Source organism: Micromonospora taraxaci (assembly GCF_007830095.1).
GTDB lineage: Bacteria > Actinomycetota > Actinomycetes > Mycobacteriales > Micromonosporaceae > Micromonospora > Micromonospora taraxaci.
In genome coordinates this window covers 5,517,260-5,536,229 of record NZ_VIWZ01000001.1, presented here as the reverse complement: position 1 = coordinate 5,536,229, position 18,970 = coordinate 5,517,260, and the positions used below count along the sequence as shown (strand labels likewise).

Annotated in this window: 14 protein-coding genes; 13 read left to right on the top strand and 1 reads right to left on the bottom strand. The window is 69.2% G+C overall.

Annotated elements, in window-relative coordinates:
- Window positions 1-2: 2 nt before the first annotated feature.
- The 7 genes from FHU34_RS24970 to FHU34_RS24940 all read left to right on the top strand — a co-directional run bounded on the left by FHU34_RS24970 (window position 3) and on the right by FHU34_RS24940 (window position 6,795).
- Window positions 3-983 (top strand): carbohydrate ABC transporter permease, encoded by a 981-nt coding sequence (locus FHU34_RS24970; RefSeq protein ID WP_167524899.1) that lies wholly within the window; start codon window positions 3-5, stop codon window positions 981-983.
- Window positions 983-1,810, top strand: coding sequence for a carbohydrate ABC transporter permease (locus FHU34_RS24965; protein ID WP_145784642.1), 828 nt, complete (start codon window positions 983-985; stop codon window positions 1,808-1,810). Before FHU34_RS24970 ends, FHU34_RS24965 begins: the two co-directional genes overlap by 1 nt.
- 1 nt (window position 1,811) lies before the next feature.
- Window positions 1,812-3,032: a mandelate racemase/muconate lactonizing enzyme family protein gene (locus FHU34_RS24960; protein ID WP_145784640.1), complete on the top strand. Its 1,221-nt coding sequence runs from the start codon at window positions 1,812-1,814 to the stop codon at window positions 3,030-3,032.
- A gap of 109 nt (window positions 3,033-3,141) precedes the next feature.
- On the top strand, window positions 3,142-4,167 hold the full coding sequence (locus FHU34_RS24955; RefSeq protein ID WP_145784638.1) for a zinc-dependent alcohol dehydrogenase: 1,026 nt from the start codon (window positions 3,142-3,144) through the stop codon (window positions 4,165-4,167).
- Window positions 4,164-4,925, top strand: coding sequence for an SDR family NAD(P)-dependent oxidoreductase (locus tag FHU34_RS24950; protein WP_145784635.1), 762 nt, complete (start codon window positions 4,164-4,166; stop codon window positions 4,923-4,925). The genes FHU34_RS24955 and FHU34_RS24950 overlap by 4 nt, the downstream gene beginning before the upstream one ends.
- A complete protein-coding gene (locus FHU34_RS24945) occupies window positions 4,922-5,800 on the top strand; it encodes an amidohydrolase family protein (protein ID WP_145784633.1) in 879 nt (292 codons plus the stop codon). Before FHU34_RS24950 ends, FHU34_RS24945 begins: the two co-directional genes overlap by 4 nt.
- Entirely contained in the window at window positions 5,797-6,795 is a 999-nt protein-coding gene (locus FHU34_RS24940; RefSeq protein WP_145784631.1) for an aldo/keto reductase, read from the top strand. The genes FHU34_RS24945 and FHU34_RS24940 overlap by 4 nt, the downstream gene beginning before the upstream one ends.
- 95 nt (window positions 6,796-6,890) lie before the next feature.
- Here the strand turns inward: FHU34_RS24940 and FHU34_RS24935 are convergent, their stop codons facing one another.
- Window positions 6,891-10,439, bottom strand: a complete 3,549-nt coding sequence (locus FHU34_RS24935; protein WP_145784629.1) for a ThuA domain-containing protein — start codon at window positions 10,437-10,439, stop codon at window positions 6,891-6,893.
- A gap of 523 nt (window positions 10,440-10,962) precedes the next feature.
- Here FHU34_RS24935 and FHU34_RS24930 point away from each other — a divergent pair.
- The 6 genes from FHU34_RS24930 (at window position 10,963) to FHU34_RS24905 (ending at window position 18,941) form a co-directional block, all read left to right on the top strand.
- Window positions 10,963-12,474 (top strand): sugar ABC transporter ATP-binding protein, encoded by a 1,512-nt coding sequence (locus FHU34_RS24930; RefSeq protein WP_145784627.1) that lies wholly within the window; start codon window positions 10,963-10,965, stop codon window positions 12,472-12,474.
- Complete coding sequence (locus FHU34_RS24925) at window positions 12,471-13,442, top strand: ABC transporter permease (protein ID WP_145784625.1); 972 nt, start codon at window positions 12,471-12,473, stop codon at window positions 13,440-13,442. The genes FHU34_RS24930 and FHU34_RS24925 overlap by 4 nt, the downstream gene beginning before the upstream one ends.
- A 2-nt stretch (window positions 13,443-13,444) precedes the next feature.
- On the top strand, window positions 13,445-14,428 hold the full coding sequence (locus FHU34_RS24920; RefSeq protein ID WP_208745071.1) for an ABC transporter permease: 984 nt from the start codon (window positions 13,445-13,447) through the stop codon (window positions 14,426-14,428).
- A 12-nt stretch (window positions 14,429-14,440) separates the two neighbouring features.
- On the top strand, window positions 14,441-15,622 hold the full coding sequence (locus tag FHU34_RS24915; protein WP_208745070.1) for an ABC transporter substrate-binding protein: 1,182 nt from the start codon (window positions 14,441-14,443) through the stop codon (window positions 15,620-15,622).
- A 6-nt stretch (window positions 15,623-15,628) separates the two neighbouring features.
- Entirely contained in the window at window positions 15,629-16,480 is an 852-nt protein-coding gene (locus FHU34_RS24910; protein ID WP_145784623.1) for a sugar phosphate isomerase/epimerase family protein, read from the top strand.
- A gap of 67 nt (window positions 16,481-16,547) precedes the next feature.
- A complete protein-coding gene (locus tag FHU34_RS24905; protein WP_208745069.1) occupies window positions 16,548-18,941 on the top strand; it encodes an RICIN domain-containing protein in 2,394 nt (797 codons plus the stop codon).
- Window positions 18,942-18,970: the final 29 nt, after the last annotated feature.

The following is an 18,970-nucleotide window of genomic DNA, read 5'->3' as shown; positions in this document are numbered from 1 at the left end:
TCGTGCCGATCGGAAACACGCAACCGTCGGTCCGCCTGGCTTCGGCCGGGCGGGCCGGCGGCCCGGCGGTCACACCCTCCGCGCACCGCGGTGGCACCCGTTCCCGTCGCGGCCGCGGCGGCTCGGGGGCCGAGCGCTACGCCCCCTACATCCTGGTCGCTCCGGCCGTCCTGATCATCGTGGCGCTGCGGATCTACCCGCTGATCCTCGGAGTCAACTTCTCCTTCACCGGCGACGGTGACCAGAACGGGAAAGCGGTCGGTTTCGGCAACTACCAGGAGTTGTTCGGGGATCCGCTGTTCCGCACCGCGTTGGGCAACGTCGGTCTGCTGGTGTTGCTGCTCCCGGTGGCGGTGGCGATCCCCGGTCTGCTCGCCACGTTCATCTACCTGCGGGTGCCGGGCCACCGTCTCTACCGCAGCGTCTACTTCTTCCCCGCCGTGCTCTCACCGGTCATCGTCGGAGCGATCTTCAACCTCCTGCTCGCCTTCGACGGCCCCGTCAACGCCGTCCTCGGCTCGGTCGGGGTCGGCCCGGTGGACTGGCTCGGTGACCCGGACATCGCGATGTTCGTGGTGGTGGGCGTACACATCTGGGCCACTTTCGGGATGGCCCTGGTGGTGTTCCTCGCCGGCTTCGCCACGCTCGACGCCGCGCTGCTGGACGCCGCCCGGGTGGACGGGGCGTCACTGCGCCAGGTCGTCTGGCACGTGATCGTCCCGGCCCTGTCGCGGACCATCCAGTTCGTCTTCGTGACCACGATGATCGGGATGCTGACCTCCATGTTCGGGCTGCTGTTCGTCATGACCAGCGGCGGCCCGGAGGGCTCGACGTACCTGCCGGAGTACTACATCTGGATCCAGCAGGGCCAGATGAACCGCCCGGCGCTCGCGTCCGCAGCGTCCACGATCCTCTTCGCGATCATGCTCGTGGTGGGTCTGTTGCAGATCAAACTGCTCGAACGATCGGGAAAGGTGGACTGATGTCCCGCGTCCGACTGGGACGGTGGATGGTCGCCATCCCGATGTCACTGCTCGCGGTGGCGACGATCTACCCCCTGCTCTTCACCGCGAACGTCGCGTTGAAGACCCGCCGGGACTACATCCTGGACCGGTTCTCCCTGACCAGCACCCTGCAATGGGAGAACATCAGCACGGCGTGGACCAGCGCCGGCATGGGCCGCTACTTCGTCAACTCGCTGGTCGTGGTGGCGTCGTCGGTGCTGCTGCTGCTCCTGCTCGGGTCGATGGCCGGCTTCGCGCTGAGCCAGTTGCGGTTCCGTGGCTCGTCGGCGTTGTTCCTGGGCTGCCTCGCGGGGCTCTTCATCCCGTTTCAGGTGATCATGGTGCCGCTCGCGCGGATCATGGCCGACACCGCGTTGATCGACACGTACCCGGGTCTGATCCTCGTCTACGTGGCCCAGTTCCTGCCCTTCACCGTCTTCCTGATGACGAGCTACTACAAGGGCATCCCACCGGAGATCGTCGACGCCGCCCGGATCGACGGCAACACCGTCTACGGCGTGTATCGCCGGATCATGCTGCCCCTGGGCACCCCGGCGCTGCTGTCGGTGGGCATCCTCAACACGCTGTTCTGCTGGAACGACGTCCTCATGGCGCTGGTGATGATGCCCTCGGCCGAGAACCGGACGCTCATGATCGGGGTGACCTCGTTGCGAGGGCAGTACTCCGACAACATCCCGACCTTCGCGTCCGGGGTGCTGATCGCCGCGATACCCGTCCTGTTGGTCTACCTGTTCCTCCAGCGCCAAATTGCCGACGGCGTCGCCGCCGGTTCCACGAAGGGTTGACATGCGGATCACGGGATTTCGGACGCTCACCACGGTCCAGGAATGGGGGCGCCCTGTCGGCGACGCCAACGGCGTGTTCGCCGACGGGGTGGTCCCGATCTCGATCGTCCTCGTCGACACCGACGAGGGCATCACGGGCGTCGGCCTCGGGCCACACGTCGAGATCGAGCGGATCTTCGCTGCGATCGAGGGCGAAGACCCACGTGCGGTGACGACCCTGTACGACCGCATGTTGCGGCACACCTTCAAGGCCGGCCACGCGGGGCCGGTGTTCGGCACCATCGGCGCTCTCGACACCGCGTTGTGGGACATCAAGGCGCAGGCTGCCGGTGAGCCACTGTGGCGGCTGCTGGGCGGACGGGACCGGCGGGTCAACGCCTACGCCTCCGGCCTGGACATCGGGTTGACCGACGACGAACTCGTCGCGGCGTACGAGGTCTACGCCAGCCACGGCCTGCGCGCCGCCAAGCTCAAGGGTGGCCTCGACATCGAGCGGGACCGGCACCGGCTCGGCCTGGTCAGAGACGTCCTCACCGAGGCAGGGCACGGCCGGCGAGCGGGTCTGATGCTCGACGTCAACGAGGCCTGGACCCGAAAGCAGGCCGTGCGGCACGTCGGCGAGATCGAACGCTCCCTCGACCTGATCTGGATCGAGGAGCCCGTCCGGCGGTGGGACGCCGAGGGTCACGCCGCCGTCAGTCGGGGAGTGCGCGCGTCGGTGGCCACCGGGGAGAACCTCACCGGGCTCGAACAGTATCGCCCGCTGATCGCCGCCGGCGCTGTCGACGTCGTCCAGATGGCCGCCGTCTGGGGAGTCACCCACTTCCTGCGGGTGTCCGCCCTGGCCCACGCGCACGACCTGCCGGTCAGCCCGATCGGCAACAGCCCGGTCGGGCTGTTGCACGCCGCGACCTCGGTGCCGAACCACCTGACCAGCGAGCTGCAGGACGTTCACCGACCGGTCGGTGTCTCCATCGACCTGCACGTCGAGGACGGCGCCTTCATCCTCGGCGACTCGCCCGGGCTGGGCGTCCGCGTCGACGAGGAGCTGATCCGGGCCGCCAACCGCCGCCCGCAGGCGCAGACGGCCGACACCCCCAACGTCCGGCCGGAGCTGGCCGGCCGCTGGTTGCTGGCCGGCGTGGACGGTATCGTCGCCGGCCATCCGGTGCCCGTCGTGTCGCTGAACTCGCACAACGAGGTGGCGCCCACCGGGCGGTAGTGAGCTGAGCACCACAGAAGGAGGAGCGTGGGTGCACCGCCGCGGCGGTGCACCCACGACCATGCTCGGTCGGCACGACCGACGTACCGACCGTCGAGACGGAGGATCGATGAAGGTAGTCGTCTACCGGGGGGCGCGTGACCTCGGAATCGAAGACCGCGAACCGGCGCCACCCGGTCCCGGAGAGGTGCGGATCGACGTGGCCTACACCGGAATCTGTGGCACCGACCTGCACATCTACCACGGTGACATGGACGCCCGGGTCGGTGACTCCGCGATCATCGGGCACGAGATGTCCGGGCGTGTCGCGGCGGTCGGCGCTGACGTCGACGGCATGACCGTCGGCCAGCCCGTCACCGTGATGCCGACCCGCCCGTGTGGACAGTGCGCGGCCTGCCGGCGCGGCACCTCGCACATCTGTCACGCCATGAACTTCCTCGGTATCGACTCACCCGGCGCCATGCAGTCCTCCTGGAACGTGCCGGCGGAGCTGGTTCTGCCACTGCCCGAGGACCTACCGCTCGACCACGCCGCGCTCGTGGAGCCGGTCGCGGTCGCCGTGCACGACGTCCGGCGGGGGAAGGTCTCCGCCGACGACCAGGTGGTCGTGGTCGGCGGTGGGCCGGTAGGGGTGCTGATCGCGACCGTCGCGCAGAGCCGAGGCGCGCGGGTGCTGCTGGTCGAGCCGGACCCGTACCGGCGTGAGGTGGCCGGCGGCGTCGGGATCGAGGCCGTCGACCCGGGGTCGACAGACGTCGTGGCTCTCGTCGGCGACCGCACCGACGGAGCGGGCGCCGACATCGCCTTCGAGGTGTCCGGCGCCGCCGCCGGTGTCACCACGGCTGTCGACGTGCTCACCACCCGGGGCCGGTTGGTGATGGTGGCGATCCACCCCAGGCCCCGCGAGGTGAACCTGCACCGGTTCTTCTGGCGCGAACTGGAACTCCTCGGCGCCCGGCTCTACCAGCGGGACGACATGGAGGAGGCGATCCGGCTGGTCGCCTCGGGCGCCATCCCGGCACGACAGCTCATCTCCCGGGTCGAGCCGATCGACGCGGCCGCCGCCGCCTTCACGGCGCTCGAAGGTGGCGGCGTGATGAAGGTGCTGCTCGATCTCCAGGGAGGTAACAAGTGACGGCGCTGTTCGACCTGTCCGGTAAGACCGCAGTAGTGACCGGGGCCCGGCGCGGCATCGGTCTCGCCATGGCCGAGGCCCTGGCCCTGGCCGGTGCTGACATCGTCGGCGTCTCCGCCCAGCTCGAAGCGAGCGGCAGCGAGGTCGAAGCCCGGGTGCAGGCCGCCGGCCGCCGGTTCACCGCGCTGCGGGTCGACCTCGGCGACCGGACCGCCGTGCACGGCTTGGCCCGGGACCTCACCGCTCTCGGGCCCGTCGACATCCTGGTGAACAACGGTGGCACGATCGCCCGTACTCCGGCCGCGGAGCACCCGGACGAGATGTGGGACCAGGTGATCGAGGTGAACCTCAGCAGCCAGTTCGTCCTGAGTCGGGAGATCGGCCGGACGATGGTCGAGCGCGGCCAAGGCAAGATCATATTCACGGCGTCGCTGCTGAGCTTCCAGGGCGGCATCACCGTCCCCGGGTACGCCGCGTCGAAGTCGGGCGTGGCCGGCCTCACCAAGGCGTTGGCCAACGAGTGGGCCGCCCACGGGGTGAACGTCAACGCCATCGCGCCCGGCTACATCGCCACCGACAACACCCAGGCGCTGCGCGACGACCCCGACCGTAACCAGGCGATCCTCGGTCGGATTCCGGCCGCCCGGTGGGGCCGGGCCGACGATCTCGGTGGCGCCACCGTGTTCCTGGCGTCGGCCGCGTCCGACTACGTCAACGGGATCGTGCTGCCCGTCGACGGCGGTTGGCTGGGCCGATGACCGGCGGGCAGGGGCCTCGGCGAGCCGGGATCGTCGACGCACACCACCACCTCTGGGTCCGCGCACGGCACCCCCAGTCGTGGATCGACCCGGTGACGATGGCGGCCATCGACGCCGACTTCGAGCCCGCCGACCTCGCGCCGCTGGCCCAGGCGGCCGGGGTTACCGCGACAGTGGCGGTGCAGTCCATCGCCTCCGAGGCGGAGACGGTGGACCTGCTGGGCATCGCGGCCGGGGACACTCTCGTCCGCGGGGTCGTCGGCTGGGTGGACCTCACCGCCGCCGACGTCGTCGCCCGCATCGACCGCCTGCGGGCGGCACCGGGCGGAGACCGCCTCGTCGGCATCCGTCACCTCGTGCAGAGCGAGACCGACCCGGCGTACCTGGACCGTCCGGACGTCCGTCGGGGGATCGCCGCGGTGGGCGCGGCGGGCCTGGTGTACGACCTGCTGGTCCGCCAGCACCAGCTGCCCATGGCCGCGCGCCTGGCGCACGACCTGCCGGAGGTGGACTTCGTCCTCGACCACCTGGGCAAGCCCGCGCTGGGCCGTCCGGAGATGACGGAGTGGACCCGTGGCCTGCGGGCGCTGGCGGACGCGCCCAACACGACGGCGAAGGTCTCCGGTCTGGTGACCGAGGTCGAGCGGTCGCCCTGGACGACGGGAGACCTCCGACCGGCCGTCGAGGCCGCACTCGACGCGTTCGGGCCGGACCGACTGATGTACGGCTCGGACTGGCCGGTCTGCCTGCTCGCCAGCTCGTACGCGCGGTGGGTCGAGGCGCTGGCGGAGTGGCTGGGCGGCCACGACGAGGCCGACCAGGCGTCAATCTGGGGCGGAACGGCACGCCGCGTCTACGGGCTGGAGGCGTCGTGAGGGCGCGGGCACTGCCGCTCCGTCCGCAGGTACGCCTCACCGAGCTGGGCTTCGGCGCGGCTCAGGGCGGCAACCTGTACCGGACGACGACGGACGAGGAGTTCGCCTCGGCGGTCGACACGGCCTGGGAGGCGGGCGTCCGGTACTACGACACCGCGCCGCACTACGGGCTGGGGCTGTCCGAGCGTCGACTCGGCGCTGCCCTGCGGGAGCGGCCACGTGACGAGTACGTGGTGTCGACGAAGGTGGGGCGACTCCTGGTGCCGTCCCCGCAGGACGCGCACCTGCGGGACTCCGGCGGGTTCGACGTCCCGGCCAGTCACCGGCGGGTCTGGGACTTCAGCCGCGACGGTGTCCTCCGCTCGATCGAGGCCAGCCTGGAGCGGACCGGGCTGGACCGGGTCGACGTCGTGTACCTCCACGACCCGGACGACCACTGGGAGCAGGCCGCACGCGAAGCCGTACCCGCCCTTGTCGAGCTGCGTGACCAGGGCGTCGTGGGCGCGATCGGCGCCGGCATGAACCAGTCGGCGATGCTGGCGCGGTTCGTGCGCGAGACCGACGTCGACGTGCTGATGTGCGCCGGGCGGTACACCCTGCTGGAGCAGGGAGCGGCGGACGACCTGTTGCCGGCCGCCGGAAGGCGGGGCGTGGGCGTGGTCATCGCGGGCGTCTACAACTCGGGGCTGCTGTCGCGGGAGCGGCCACCGGCCGATGCCGTCTACAACTACCAGCAGGCGCCGGTGGAGGTGATCGAACGGGCGCGACGGATCGCGGCGGTCTGCGAGACGTACGGGGTGACCCTGCCGCAGGCGGCGCTCGCCTTCGTGCGCAGGCATCCGGCAGTGGTGTCGACTGTCGTCGGTGTGCGCGACGGCGCGCAGGTGACCGAGACGATGCGGCGGTTCGAGGCCGTCGTACCCGATGAGCTCTGGAACGCGTTGGCGGAGGCGGGGCTGCTCGCCGTACAGCCCGGCCCGGACGAGGCCGCGTAGCGCGGTTGGGAAAAGGGCGTCCCGGCCGGGACCGGCTCCGTTACTCGGATACCGGTCCCGACCGGGACGTCATCTGTTATCGCGACAGCCGCAGGTCAGAGCGCGGTGAACCGCCACTGCTGGTTCGTCGCGTTGGTGCAGTTCCACTGCAACACCCGGGCGCCGTCGGCCGTGGAAGCGCCGTTGACGTCCATGCAGAGCCCGCTCAGCGCACTCTTCACCGTGTACACGCCGGAGGTTCCCGTCGCGGTGGCGGTGAACTTCTGCTGGTTGCCGTTGTTGCAGGTGGCCTGCTGGAGGAAGGCACCCGCCGCGGTCGAGCTACCGATCACCTCGACGCACTTGCCGCTGTGCACGGCCTTGAGGTAGAGCGCGCCGTTACCGGCGTCGACCGCCTGCCACCTCTGGTTGTTGCCACCGGTGGACGCCCACTGGGTGATCTGGGCGCCGTCGGCGGTGGAGACACCGCTGACGTCCAACAGCTTGTTGCTGTGTTGTGCGGCGACCGTGTATGTCTTGCCGGCCAGGCCGGTGCCGGTTCCGGTGCCGGGTGTCCCGACGCCGTTGCCGCCGAAGGTGTGCGAGTCCACATCGAACGAGTTGTTGCTGTTCTTGAACACCATGTAGAGCGTGTGCGTACCGCCGAGGGCGGCGACGTTCACCGGTGTCGTGGACTGGTAGTTGTCCCAGCCACCCGTGCTGGGCACCGTGGTGGTGGCCAGCAGGGTGCCCGTCGGCGAGTCGGCCCGCAGTTCGATCGAGCCGCCGCCGGACGGCGACGACAGCCGGTAGCTGACCGTCGAGATCCCCGACAGGTTCATCGGGTTGAACGCGATCCAGTCGTTCGAGGAGATGTCACCGATGCGCTTGGTGCTCTCCGCGGCCGCCTGGTCGACCACCCGGATGCCGGACTGGCTGCTGAAGTACTCGGACTGCTTGTGCTTCGGTTGCAGGATCGCCTGTGCGGTGCCGGTGAGCGGGGACCCGCCGCCCGAGCCGCCGTTGTCGGTGTACCGCGCGTTCAGCACGTAGAACAGGTTGGCGCCATCGGGGTGCCCACCGAGCAGGTCGGTGGAGATGGTGCCCGAGCAGCCCGGGTACTCGGTGGTCTCGTGGGCGTGGTCGTCGTGACCCAGCGCCGGGTTGAGGAACACCTTCGAGCAGTCGACGGTTCCGCCGTCCGGATCGGTCACGGTGATCTGGTACGACACCTTGTCACCGAAGGTCAGCATGCCGCCGTTGCCCGGTGTGGTGATGGTGACCACCGGGGCGCTGTTGCCGACGGTGATCGGAACGTTGGCGAAGCCGGTCTTGCCGGCGCTGTTGGTGACCTTCAACTGGGCGGTGTAGTTGCCGTTGGAGGTGTACACCTTCGACGGGTTGGCCGCCGTCGAGGTGGTGCCGTCGCCGAACGTCCACAGGTAGCTCAGCGTGTTGCCGTCCGGGTCGGACGTGCCAGCGCTGCTGAACTGGACGGTCAGCGGTGCGCTGCCGCTGGTGGGCGTGCCGGTGGCCTTGACGATCGGTGACCGGCCGCCCTGGTTGTAGTCGATCCGGTAGAGCCCGGAGTCGCTGTTGCCGCCGCCGAAGTTGGTGCCCCACTCCAGCAGGTAGAGCGAGCCGTCCTTGCCGAACTCCATGTCCATCGGCTTGTTGAACCGCACGTTGGGCAGGAACGGGTTGGTGCGGGTGACCGCCGAGGAGGAGTCGAAGTGCACCTCCTTGACGTAGTTGCGCGCCCACTCGTAGAAGAAGTGCACCCCGTCGTAGTAGGGCGGGAACTTCGTCGCGGAGGGGTTCGACGCGTCGTACCGGTAGACCGGGCCACCCATCGGCGCCGAGCCGCCGGAGCCCAACTCTGTGAAGGTCGGCGAGGTGCCGTAGCCATACCAGATATTGGGTGCGACGACCGGCTTCAGGCTGGTCAGACCGGTGTTGTTCGGCGAGTTGTTGACCGGCGAGCTGCAGTTGAACTTGGAGCCGACGACGCCGGTGTCCGGGTTGAACGGCGCGTACGGCTGGTTGTCGCCGTGGCAGAACGGCCAGCCGTAGTTGCCGGCCTGCTTGATGACGTTCAGCTCGACCAGGCCCTCGGGCCCGCGGTTGGTGGTGGGCGGGTTCCGGTCCGGTCCGTAGTCGGCCAGGTAGACCCAGCCGTTGGCCGGGTCGATGGAGAAGCGGAACGGGTTGCGGAAGCCCATCGCGTAGACCTCGGGCTTGGTCTGCGCGGTGCCCTGGGGGTAGAGGTTGCCCGACGGGATGGTGTAGCCACCGTTGGCCGAGGGCCGGATGCGCAGCAGCTTGCCGCGCAGGTCGTTGGTGTTGCCGGCGCTGCGGGCGGCATCCAGGTTGGACTTGCCCGACCGCCAGTCCAGCGGGGCGTAGCCCTGCCAGTTCGGGTCGAGGTTCGGCGGCGTGTCGTCGCCGGTGCCGATGAAGAGGTTGCCGTCGGGACCGAACTTGATGTACCCGCCGGTGTGGCCGGGCTCGGGGAACGTCCGGTCCCGGTACGCCGGGATGTCGATGATCGTCACACCGCTGGACGTGTTCAGCGTGTCACCGCTGACCGTGTAGCGGGAGACCCGGTTGACGTCGGTGCTGCTGCTCGCCGGCGAGTGGTACAGGTAGATGTACCCGTTGGTGGCGAAGTTGGGGTCCAGCGCCATGCCGGTCAGGCCGTCCTCGCCGCCGGTGTAGACGCTGAGCGTGCCAGCGGTGACGGTGCTGTTGGTGGAGGGCTTGAAGATCTTCACCTGGCCGCCGCGCTGGACGTAGAAGACGCGGCCGTCCGGTGCCACACCCAGCGCCATCGGGTCGACGGTGTTGTCGTCGAGGGTGCGCTTCTCGAAGTTGCCCCAGACGGTGCCGCCGCAGTCACCGGCGGCGTTACCGGCCGCCCACTTGATGCCACCGAGCACGTGATTCTGGAAGTTCGCCTCGCTGTAGGAGCCGATCGCGTGGCCCATCGCCGTGGCCCACACTCGCCCGCCACTGGTGTTGCGGCACCAGGAGATCGGATGATCCGGGCCCATCGCCCGGGATCCCGGGTTGTACGTGCGCTCGTCGGCGGTCACCAGCACGTGGACGTTGCCGCGCGGGTTGGCGTCGAAGTTGTACCACTCCTCGCTGCGGGTCCACCGATCCGGCAGGCTGGCCGTCGACGGGTGCTTCTTGTCGGCGACGATGGCGGTGCCCTGGAGCACGCCGGGGGAGTGCTCGGGCATGTGGGCGCCACCGTTGATGGTCTGGTCCCACCACGGGTATTCGCTCTCGATGCCCATGTCGGTGGCATTGTGGATGGCGACGATGCCCTTGCCGCTGGCGAGGTAGCCCTCCACCGCCTGGCGCTGCGCCGTCGAGGTCCAGACCATGCCGGAGGTCTGGAGCATGACGATCACGTCGAAGGTCGCCAGGTTACTGGCGGTGAAGACGCTGGAGTCCTCCGTCGCCACCACCTCGAAGTTGTTCGCGGCGGCCTGCTGTTGGAGCATGCTGATCCCGGCGGGGATCGAGTCGTGCCGGTAGCCGGTGGTCTTGCTGAACACCAGGGCGCGGAAGGCCGGGGCCGCCGACGCGGGTGGGGCGAGTCCGAGCGCCAGCAACAGGCCGGCGATCACTGAGATGAGCAATGTGTTGCGACGCATGCCGTCTCCTAGGTTGGGCGGGCGTGGGGGTGTGACCACGAGCACCACGCAGCGTCAGGTTGTGCCTGGACGCGCGGGTGGGCGCGAGCGTTCTGGTCTGTCCTCATGCCGTTCGCCGCAACGGCAGTCAGACCCGCAGGACATCACCCAGCGTGACGGTCGCCGTGGTTCTCGTCCCGTGGTCCACGAGGTCAGGATGAGCTAGAGATCCATGACTGTCAATTAATGAAGTGACGTCCGACGTTCTGCCCGGTTGACGACGGCCGCCATCCACTTCCCCGCTGCGGCATCGCTGCCGGTCTGGCTGCCGGGCCTGGCAATCGGCCCCGGTCGAGGATTGCGGTCCAGCATCCAAACATCTATCTTCATACGTGTGATGTTTCGTCGATGTCAAGGGAATGTTCGCGATAGAAGAACGTAAGCATCCGCCGCTACCTACGAAAGTTCGATGGCTGGTGCCTCGAAGTCGCCGTAGCGTTTGATCGAACCTTGTTGATGACTACTGTCTGTGAGGGCTTTCGGAATGTCAGACGCACGGCCGGTGCCGTTACTCAACCTCCGGGGCATCGGCAAGTCCTTCCTTGGCGTACGCGTTCTCGACGCTGTCGACCTCGATGTCGCGCCGGGCGAGGTGCACGCCGTCGTCGGCGAGAACGGCGCCGGTAAGTCGACCCTCATGAAGATCGTCTCGGGCGGGTACGCCCCGGACGAGGGCACCGTCGAGTTCGCCGGCGAGCAGCGCACGTTCCGTGGTCCGCGCGACGCGCAGCGGGCCGGCGTCGGGATCATCCACCAGGAGTTCAACCTTCTCCCGGAACGCACCGTCGCGGAGAACGTCTACCTGGGGCACGAGCCGGTCCGCCGCGGGCTGGTCGACCGTCGGGCGATGCTCGACCGCACCACACAGCTGCTCACCTCGATCGGCGAGACCGCGCTGCCGGCGGACGCCCGGGTGGGACAGCTCGGCGTCGCACAGCAACAGGTCGTCGAGATCGCCAAGGCGCTCGCCCTGGACGCCCGCCTGCTCATCATGGACGAGCCGACCGCCTCGCTGGCCGACCACGAGGTGGAGCTGCTCTACGGGTTGGTGCGCCGACTCCAGGAACGAGGCATCGGCCTGCTCTACGTCTCGCACCGGCTCGCCGAGGTCTTCGACCTGTCCAGCCGGATCACCGTCCTCAAGGACGGCCGCCGCGTGACCACCGTGGACACCACGGCCACCAACGCCGACGAGCTGGTGCGCCACATGGTGGGCCGGGAGCTGTCCAGCTACTACCCGGACCGGGCCGCCCCCGAGGACCGCGGCCCGGTGCGGCTCAACCTCCGTGACGCCGGCAACCGCAAGCTGCACGACGTCAACCTCCAGCTGCGCGCCGGTGAGGTGCTCGGCATCGGCGGCCTCCAGGGCTCCGGGCGCTCGGCGCTGGCCCGCGCGATCTTCGGGGTGACCCCGTTCACGACCGGTGACGTCACTGTCGACGACCGACCGGTCCGGCTGCGCTCACCCCGCACCGCGATGCGGGCCGGCATCGCGTACGTCACCGAGGACCGCAAGGGCGAGGGGATCGTGCCCCGGCAGTCGGTGCTCGACAACGCGCTGCTCGCCAGCCGCGCTGTCTTCGCTGCCCGGTCCGGCCGTGCGGCCCGCACGCAACGCCTGCGCGAGCTGCTCGCCGCCGTGGAGGTCCGCTCCGCCGGCGACGACCAGGAGATCCGCTTCCTGTCCGGCGGAAACCAGCAGAAGGTCGTACTGGCCCGCTGGCTCGCGCTCAACCCGCGGATCCTGCTCTTCGACGAACCGACCCGGGGGATCGACGTGGGCGCGAAGTCGGCCATCCACGACCTCGTCCGCAGCCTCGCCCGCGACGGCGCGGCCGTGCTGATGATCTCGTCGGATCTGCCGGAGCTGCTGGGAATGAGCGACCGCATCGTCGTCATGCGGGAAGGGCGCGTCGCGGGCGAGCTGCCCGCCGGCGCGACCGAGGAGGACGTCGTCGCCCTGGCGGTCGGCACCGCACGGGAGGCCGCCGTATGAGTGCCCTGTCGCTCCTTCCGGCCCGCCGTCCCGTGCCGGGCGTCTTCGTGGCCCTGGTCCTCACCCTGGCGATCGGCTGGCTGGTCGTCCTCGTCGACGGCGGTCAGCTGTTCAACCAGTCCACGACGGTGAGTCTGCTGCACGTCGCGGCCGGGCTCGGGCTCGTCGCCGTCGGTCAGACCCTGGTCATCCTGGGCGGCTCGCTCGACCTGTCGGTGGCGTACGTGATCAGCCTCAGCACTCTCGTCGCGGCCGAGACGATGAACGGCAGCGACGGCGCGCTGGTGCCGGCGATCGGCCTGGCGCTCGCCGTGAGCGCGGGCATCGGGCTGCTCAACGGGCTGCTCGTCACCAAGTTCCGGGTCAACGCGTTCATCGCGACGCTCGGCGTCGGGCTGCTGCTCAAGGGATACCTCGACAACGGTTACGACGGCCCGGCCGGCACCACAGCGCCCTCGCTCGTGCAGTCCCTCGGCTACCAGCGCGTCGGTCCGGTGCCGGTGTCGTTCCTGCTGCTGCTCGCCGTGACCGCCGCAGCCTGGTTCGCGCTCTCGCGGACCCGGTTCGGGCACCACCTGGTCGCCGTGGGCGGCGATCCGGAGGTGGCCCGGCTCTCCGGTGTCCGCAACGACCGGATCCTCGTCACCGCCCACATGCTCTGCTCGATGTGCGCCGGGCTGGCCGGCATCTACCTCGCCAGTCGGCTCGGCTCGGGTGCGCCCCGGGTGGGCACCGAGGGCCTCTACGACCTGGAGTCGATCGCCGCCGTGGTGATCGGTGGGACCGCCCTCGCCGGTGGTCGCGGCGGCGTCATCGGCACCGTCGGTGGCGTGCTGCTGCTCGCCAGCATCGACTCCATCTTCAACCAGCTCGAGGTCGACGCCTTCTTCAAGCAGGTGATCCGGGGCGTCATCATCATCGCCGCGGTCGCCGTCTACGCCCGCAGGGCCCTGCGAAAGGCGTCCTAGCCATGCAGACCGTCCAGTCCCGTTCGCTGCCGCTGCGGCTCCCCCGGGTCCGCCCCGGTGGTGTCCTGCCGATCCTCGTGATCCTCGGGGTGCTGTTGGTGCTCGTCGGCATCCGACAGCCCGACTTCCTGGCACCCCCGTCGTTGATGTCCTTCCTCGGCCGTTCGGCGCCGATCATCCTGCTCGCCGCCGGCCAGTACTTCGTGATCGTCTCCGGCGAGTTCGACCTGTCCGTCGGCTCCCTGGTCACCGCGCAGGTGGTGGTCGCCGCCCGGCTGATCGACGGAGACCCGAGCCGTACCTGGCCGGTGGTGCTGCTCCTGCTCGCCTTCGGGGCGTTCGTCGGCCTGGTCAACGGCCTCGTCACGACACGGCTGCGGGTGCCGTCGTTCATCACCACCCTCGGTATGTTCCTGATCCTCTTCGGGGCGGTCTACCTGTGGTCCGACGGCGCCCCGAAGGGTGCGCTCTCCGAGGAGTTCCGTCGGTTCGGCCGGCGGGCCTTCGAGGACGTGCCGCTGCTCGGCCGCGTGCCGTACGCGCTGCTGGTGCTGTTGTTCCTGGCAGTGGTGGCTGTGCTGCTGATGCGCTCCGACTTCGGGCGCACCCTGGTCGCCGTCGGCGACAACCCGCGCACCGCCGAGTTGAGCGGCGTACGCGTCTGGCGTACCCGAACCCTCGCCTTCATCCTCAGCGGCCTCGCGGCGGCGGTGGCGGCGATCCTGCTGGGCGGCTACAGCGGGGTGTCGTTCCAGGCCGGGGCCGGCCTGGAGTTCGGCGCCATCACCGCCGTCGTCCTCGGTGGGGTCGCGTTGGGCGGCGGCCGTGGCGCTGTCGTCGGCGCGATGCTCGGCGCGCTGACCCTCGAGCTGCTGTTCGCCCTGATGAATTTCTACGGCGTCTCCGGCGCCCTCAGGTCGGCCGTCCAGGGCGGGATCATCCTGCTCGCCGTGGCGGTCTCCGCAACGCGTTCTTCGTCGAGATAAAGAGGAGCCATAGTGCGACGTTCCCTAGCGGCGCTGGCCGCTGTCACAGTGCTGTCCCTCACCGCGTGCGCCACCGACGAACCGGCCGCGAGCCCTTCGGGGAGTGCCCCGGCTGCGGGATCGGGCACCGGTGAGCAGTCGAAGTTCTTCGTGCAGGCCGACTACGACGCCGAGCTTGCACTGCTGACCGCCACTGCCACGGGTCCGGCCGACAAGCCGTGGGAGCAGGCGCTCAACCCGAAGATGGTGGACACCGCCAAGTTCAAGAAGAACGGGCCGCACAAGATCTGCTTCTCCAACGCGGCCCTGAACAACCCGTGGCGGCAGGTCGGGTTCAAGACCATGCAGGCCGAGGTCGAGGCGCAGAAGAGCCGCATCAAGGAGTTCGTGCACGTCGACGCCGAGGGCAAGGACCAGAAGCAGATCGCGGACATCAACGACCTGCTCGGCAAGGGCTGCGACGCGCTGATCGTCTCGCCGAACACCACCGCCACGCTCACCCCGGCCGTCGAGGCCGCCTGCAAGGCGGGGCTGCCGGTCGTCGTCTTCGACCGCGGTGTCAACACGAAGTGCCCGGTGACGTTCATCAACCCCATCGGCGGCTACGGGTTCGGCCACGTCGGCGCCGAGTTCGTCAGCCAGAAGATGAAGCCCGGCGGTAAGGTCCTCGCCCTGCGGATCCTGCCGGGCGTGGACGTCCTGGAGACCCGCTGGTCGGCGGCGAAGGTCGCGTTCGACAAGGCGAAGGTCGACGTCGTGGGTGTCGAGTTCACCGACGGCGACCCGGCCAAGACCAAGAAGATCGTCGACGACTACATCCAGCGGTACGGCACGATCGACGGTGTCTGGATGGACGCCGGAGCGACGGCCGTCGCGGCGGTCGAGGCGTTCCAGGACGCGGGCAAGCCCGTTCCGCCGATGAACGGCGAGGACCAGCTCGACTTCCTGAAGATCTGGAAGGACAAGAACCTCACCGCCATCGCACCGACCTATCCGACCTACCAGTGGCGGACGCCGATCCTGGCGGTGCTGCAGATCCTCGACGGCAAGCAGGTGTCCAGCCCATGGAAGCTGCCACAGCCGACCGTCACGCAGGACAACCTCGACACGTACCTCGACCCGAGCATGCCGCCGCTGCACTACGCGATGTGTGGCTGCACCGACCTGCCCGGCTACCCGCAGCGCTGGAAGTAGGTTCCGATGTACGCCATCGGCGTCAACCCGTGGGTGTGGGCCTCGCCGGTCGACGACAAGGCCCTGGCCGAGCTGATCCCACGGATCGCGTCGTTCGGCTTCGACGCGGTCGAGTTGCCGATCGAGCAACCCGGGGACTGGGATCCGGTCCGTACCCGGGACCTGCTGGCCGAGCACGGCCTCGTCGCCGCCGGCGTCTGCGCGGTCACCCCGCCCGGGCGTGACCTGGTGGACGCTCCGCCAGCGGTCGTCGAGTCGACGGTGGCGTACCTCAAGGAGTGCGTGGCGAACGCGGCGGCCGTCGGCGCGGGATGCGTCGGCGGCCCCGTGTACGCCTCGGTCGGTCGGACCTGGCGGATGTCGCCGACGGCTCGCGCCGCCTGCTACGCGGACTTCCGGCGCGCCCTGGCGCCGGTCGCGGAGCAGGCGGGCGAGTGCGGGGTGAGCCTCGGTGTCGAGGCGTTGAACCGCTACGAGACGAGCGTCGTCAACACGATCGAGCAGACGGTCGAGCTGATCGACGGCCTTCCGTCGAGTGTCGGCATCATGATCGACACGTACCACATGAACATCGAGGAGGCCGACCCCTACGCGGCCCTCGCCGTCGCCGGCCGGCACATCAAGCACGTTCAGGTCAGCGGCACCAACCGGGGCGCTCCCGGTGCCGACCACTTCGACTGGCCCCGGTTCTTCACGGTCCTGCGGGAGACCGGTTACCAGGGCGCGATCTGCATCGAGTCGTTCACGGCGGAGAACGAGACCATCGCCACCGCCGCGGCGATCTGGCGTCCGTTGGCCCCCTCGCAGGACCGTCTCGCCACGGACGGCCTGCGCTATCTCCGGGAGATCCTCGAATAACCGCGTGGCACGTGCCCGCCGAGGCACAGCGCCCCACCCACCACCCCCTCACGTCTGGAGTACCCCCGTGTCCTCGTCCCCTCCGCCGTTGCGTCGGCTGCTGGCCGGCGCCGCCGCGACAGCGTTGACCGCGCTGGTCGCGGTCGCCGCCTCGGCGTCCCCGGCCGCCGCGGCCACCACCACCCTCTACGCGTCCCCCGCGGGCACCGGCAGCAGCTGTACGGCCAGCCAGCCGTGTTCGCTGACCGCCGCCCAGGCCGCAGTACGGTCGCAGAACACCTCCATGTCCGGTGACATCGTGGTGGAGTTGGCCAACGGCACCTACCGGCTCACGTCGCCGATGCGACTGACCGCAGCCGACTCGGGCAACAACGGCTACCAGGTGATCTGGCGGGCCGCCGCCTCCGCCCGGCCGACGATCACCGGTGCCCGGGCGGTCACCGGGTGGTCGCAGGTCGACTCCGGGAAGAACATCTGGCGGGCCAACGTCGGCGCCGGGCTCGACGCCCGTCAGCTCTACGTCAACGGGGCCGTCGCCACGCGGGCGCGTACCGCAGTGAACCGGGCCGACTTCACCTTCACCACGAGCGGCATGCGGTTCAGCAACAGCGCGCTCAACTACCTCAACAACCTCGGCAACCAGAACCGGGTCGAGGTGGAGAGCGTCGGCTCGTTCACCGACCGGTACTCGCCGGTGCAGAGCATCAGCGGGAACTTCCTGACCATGCAGCAGCCCGCGTGGAACAACAACACCTTCGGGTTCGACACCCTCTCCAGCCCGCACCGCGCGGGCCCCTTCTACCTGACCAACGCGTACGAGTTCCTGGACTCACCGGGGGAGTGGTACCTCAACCCGAGCAACGGCCAGCTCAACTACATCCCGCTCTCGGGACAGAACATGAGCTCCGTCAGTGTGGAGCTGCCGCAGCTCCAGTCCCTCGTCAACGTCGGCGGCACCTACGACGCGCCGGCCCACCACATCTCGTTCAGCGGGATCACCTTCACCGGCACCAGCTGGCTCGGCCCGAGCAGCAGCAACGGCTTCGCCGATCAGCAGACCGGCGCGCACATCACCGGCACGTGGTCCCGTCCGTCCGACGCGTTGACCTCCTGCCAGGCCGGCTGCCCGCAGTTCGAGGCCACCCGGCCGAACTGGAACCAGATGCCCGCCGCCGTGCAGGTCTCGGCCGCGAACACCATCACCTTCAGCGACTCCCAGTTCGTCAACCTCGGGCAGACGGCCATCGGCATCGGCAACGACGCCAACGCCCACGCCAGCGGCGTCGGCCTGGGCGCCAGCAACATCACGGTGACCCGCTCCGAGATCGCCCGCAACTCCGCCGGGGGCATCGTGGTCGGCGGCGTACGCGCCGACGCCCACCACCCCAGCGACCAACGGATGGTCAACCGCAACATCACCATCAGCAACAACCGCGTGCACGATCTGGGCCTGGAGTACCGGGGTGTGGTCTCGATCCTGACCACCTACGTGAACACCGCGCTGGTCTCGCACAACGAGGTCTACAACATGCCGTACACCGGTCTGTCGGTCGGCTACGGCTGGGGTGCCAACGACGCCGGCGGCAGCCAGCACTACGCGAACCGGGGCCTGTACAACTACCAGCCGCGCTACACGACGGCGACGGTCGCCGCCAACAACCAGGTCATCGGCAACTACGTGCACGACGTCATGCAGCAGATGACCGATGGTGGGTGCATCTACACGCTGTCGGCGAACCCGGGCGGGACCATCAACGAGAACTACTGCCTGCGGACCAACGGCTGGTTCGGGCTCTACTTCGACGAGGGCTCCCGCTACTACACCGCCCGCAACAACGTCTTCTCCAACACCGGCACCTGGGCCACCGCCAACTACTGGTACGCGGAGAACATGGGCAACTTCACCGTCACCAACAACTGGGCGACGAACAACAGCACGAACGTGACCAACGGTGATCGCGGCAACGTGGTCAACGGCAACGTCACGGTCTCCGGAGGCAACTGGCCGTCCGGCGCGCAGACGGTGATCAACGCCGCCGGTGTGCAGAGCGGCGGCAGCACCAACCCGCAGAACGTGCAGATCGTGGGCGTCCAGTCGGGCCGCTGCGCCGAGATCGGCAACTCCAGCACGACCAACGGCACGCAGGCCCAGATCTGGGACTGCATCAGCGGCGCCGCCAACCAGCGGTGGACGCACACCGCCAGCCGGCAGCTGATGGTGTACGGCACCAAGTGCCTGGACGCATCCGGCCAGGGCACCAGCAACGGCACCCAGGTGGTCATCTGGGACTGTAACGGCGGTGCCAACCAGCAGTGGAACATCAACGCCAACGGCACGATCACCGGCGTGCAGTCGGGTCTCTGCCTGGACGCCAACGCCGCCGGAACGGCGAACGGCACGAAGTTGATCCTCTGGTCCTGCAACGGCGGGACCAACCAGCAGTGGCAGCTGCGGAGCTGAGCTGACTGCGAGCTGTTCACGGTCCGGGC

Excerpts from the sequence above, each read along its gene's own strand:
- FHU34_RS24910 (WP_145784623.1), top strand. The coding sequence starts at position 15,629 with ATGTACGCCATCGGCGTCAACCCGTGGGTGTGGGCCTCGCCGGTCGAC.
- FHU34_RS24955 (WP_145784638.1), top strand. The coding sequence starts at position 3,142 with ATGAAGGTAGTCGTCTACCGGGGGGCGCGTGACCTCGGAATCGAAGAC.
- FHU34_RS24920 (WP_208745071.1), top strand. The coding sequence starts at position 13,445 with ATGCAGACCGTCCAGTCCCGTTCGCTGCCGCTGCGGCTCCCCCGGGTC.
- FHU34_RS24925 (WP_145784625.1), top strand. The coding sequence starts at position 12,471 with ATGAGTGCCCTGTCGCTCCTTCCGGCCCGCCGTCCCGTGCCGGGCGTC.
- FHU34_RS24945 (WP_145784633.1), top strand. The coding sequence starts at position 4,922 with ATGACCGGCGGGCAGGGGCCTCGGCGAGCCGGGATCGTCGACGCACAC.
- FHU34_RS24960 (WP_145784640.1), top strand. The coding sequence starts at position 1,812 with ATGCGGATCACGGGATTTCGGACGCTCACCACGGTCCAGGAATGGGGG.
- FHU34_RS24930 (WP_145784627.1), top strand. The coding sequence starts at position 10,963 with ATGTCAGACGCACGGCCGGTGCCGTTACTCAACCTCCGGGGCATCGGC.
- FHU34_RS24935 (WP_145784629.1), bottom strand. The coding sequence starts at position 10,439 with ATGCGTCGCAACACATTGCTCATCTCAGTGATCGCCGGCCTGTTGCTG.
- FHU34_RS24965 (WP_145784642.1), top strand. The coding sequence starts at position 983 with ATGTCCCGCGTCCGACTGGGACGGTGGATGGTCGCCATCCCGATGTCA.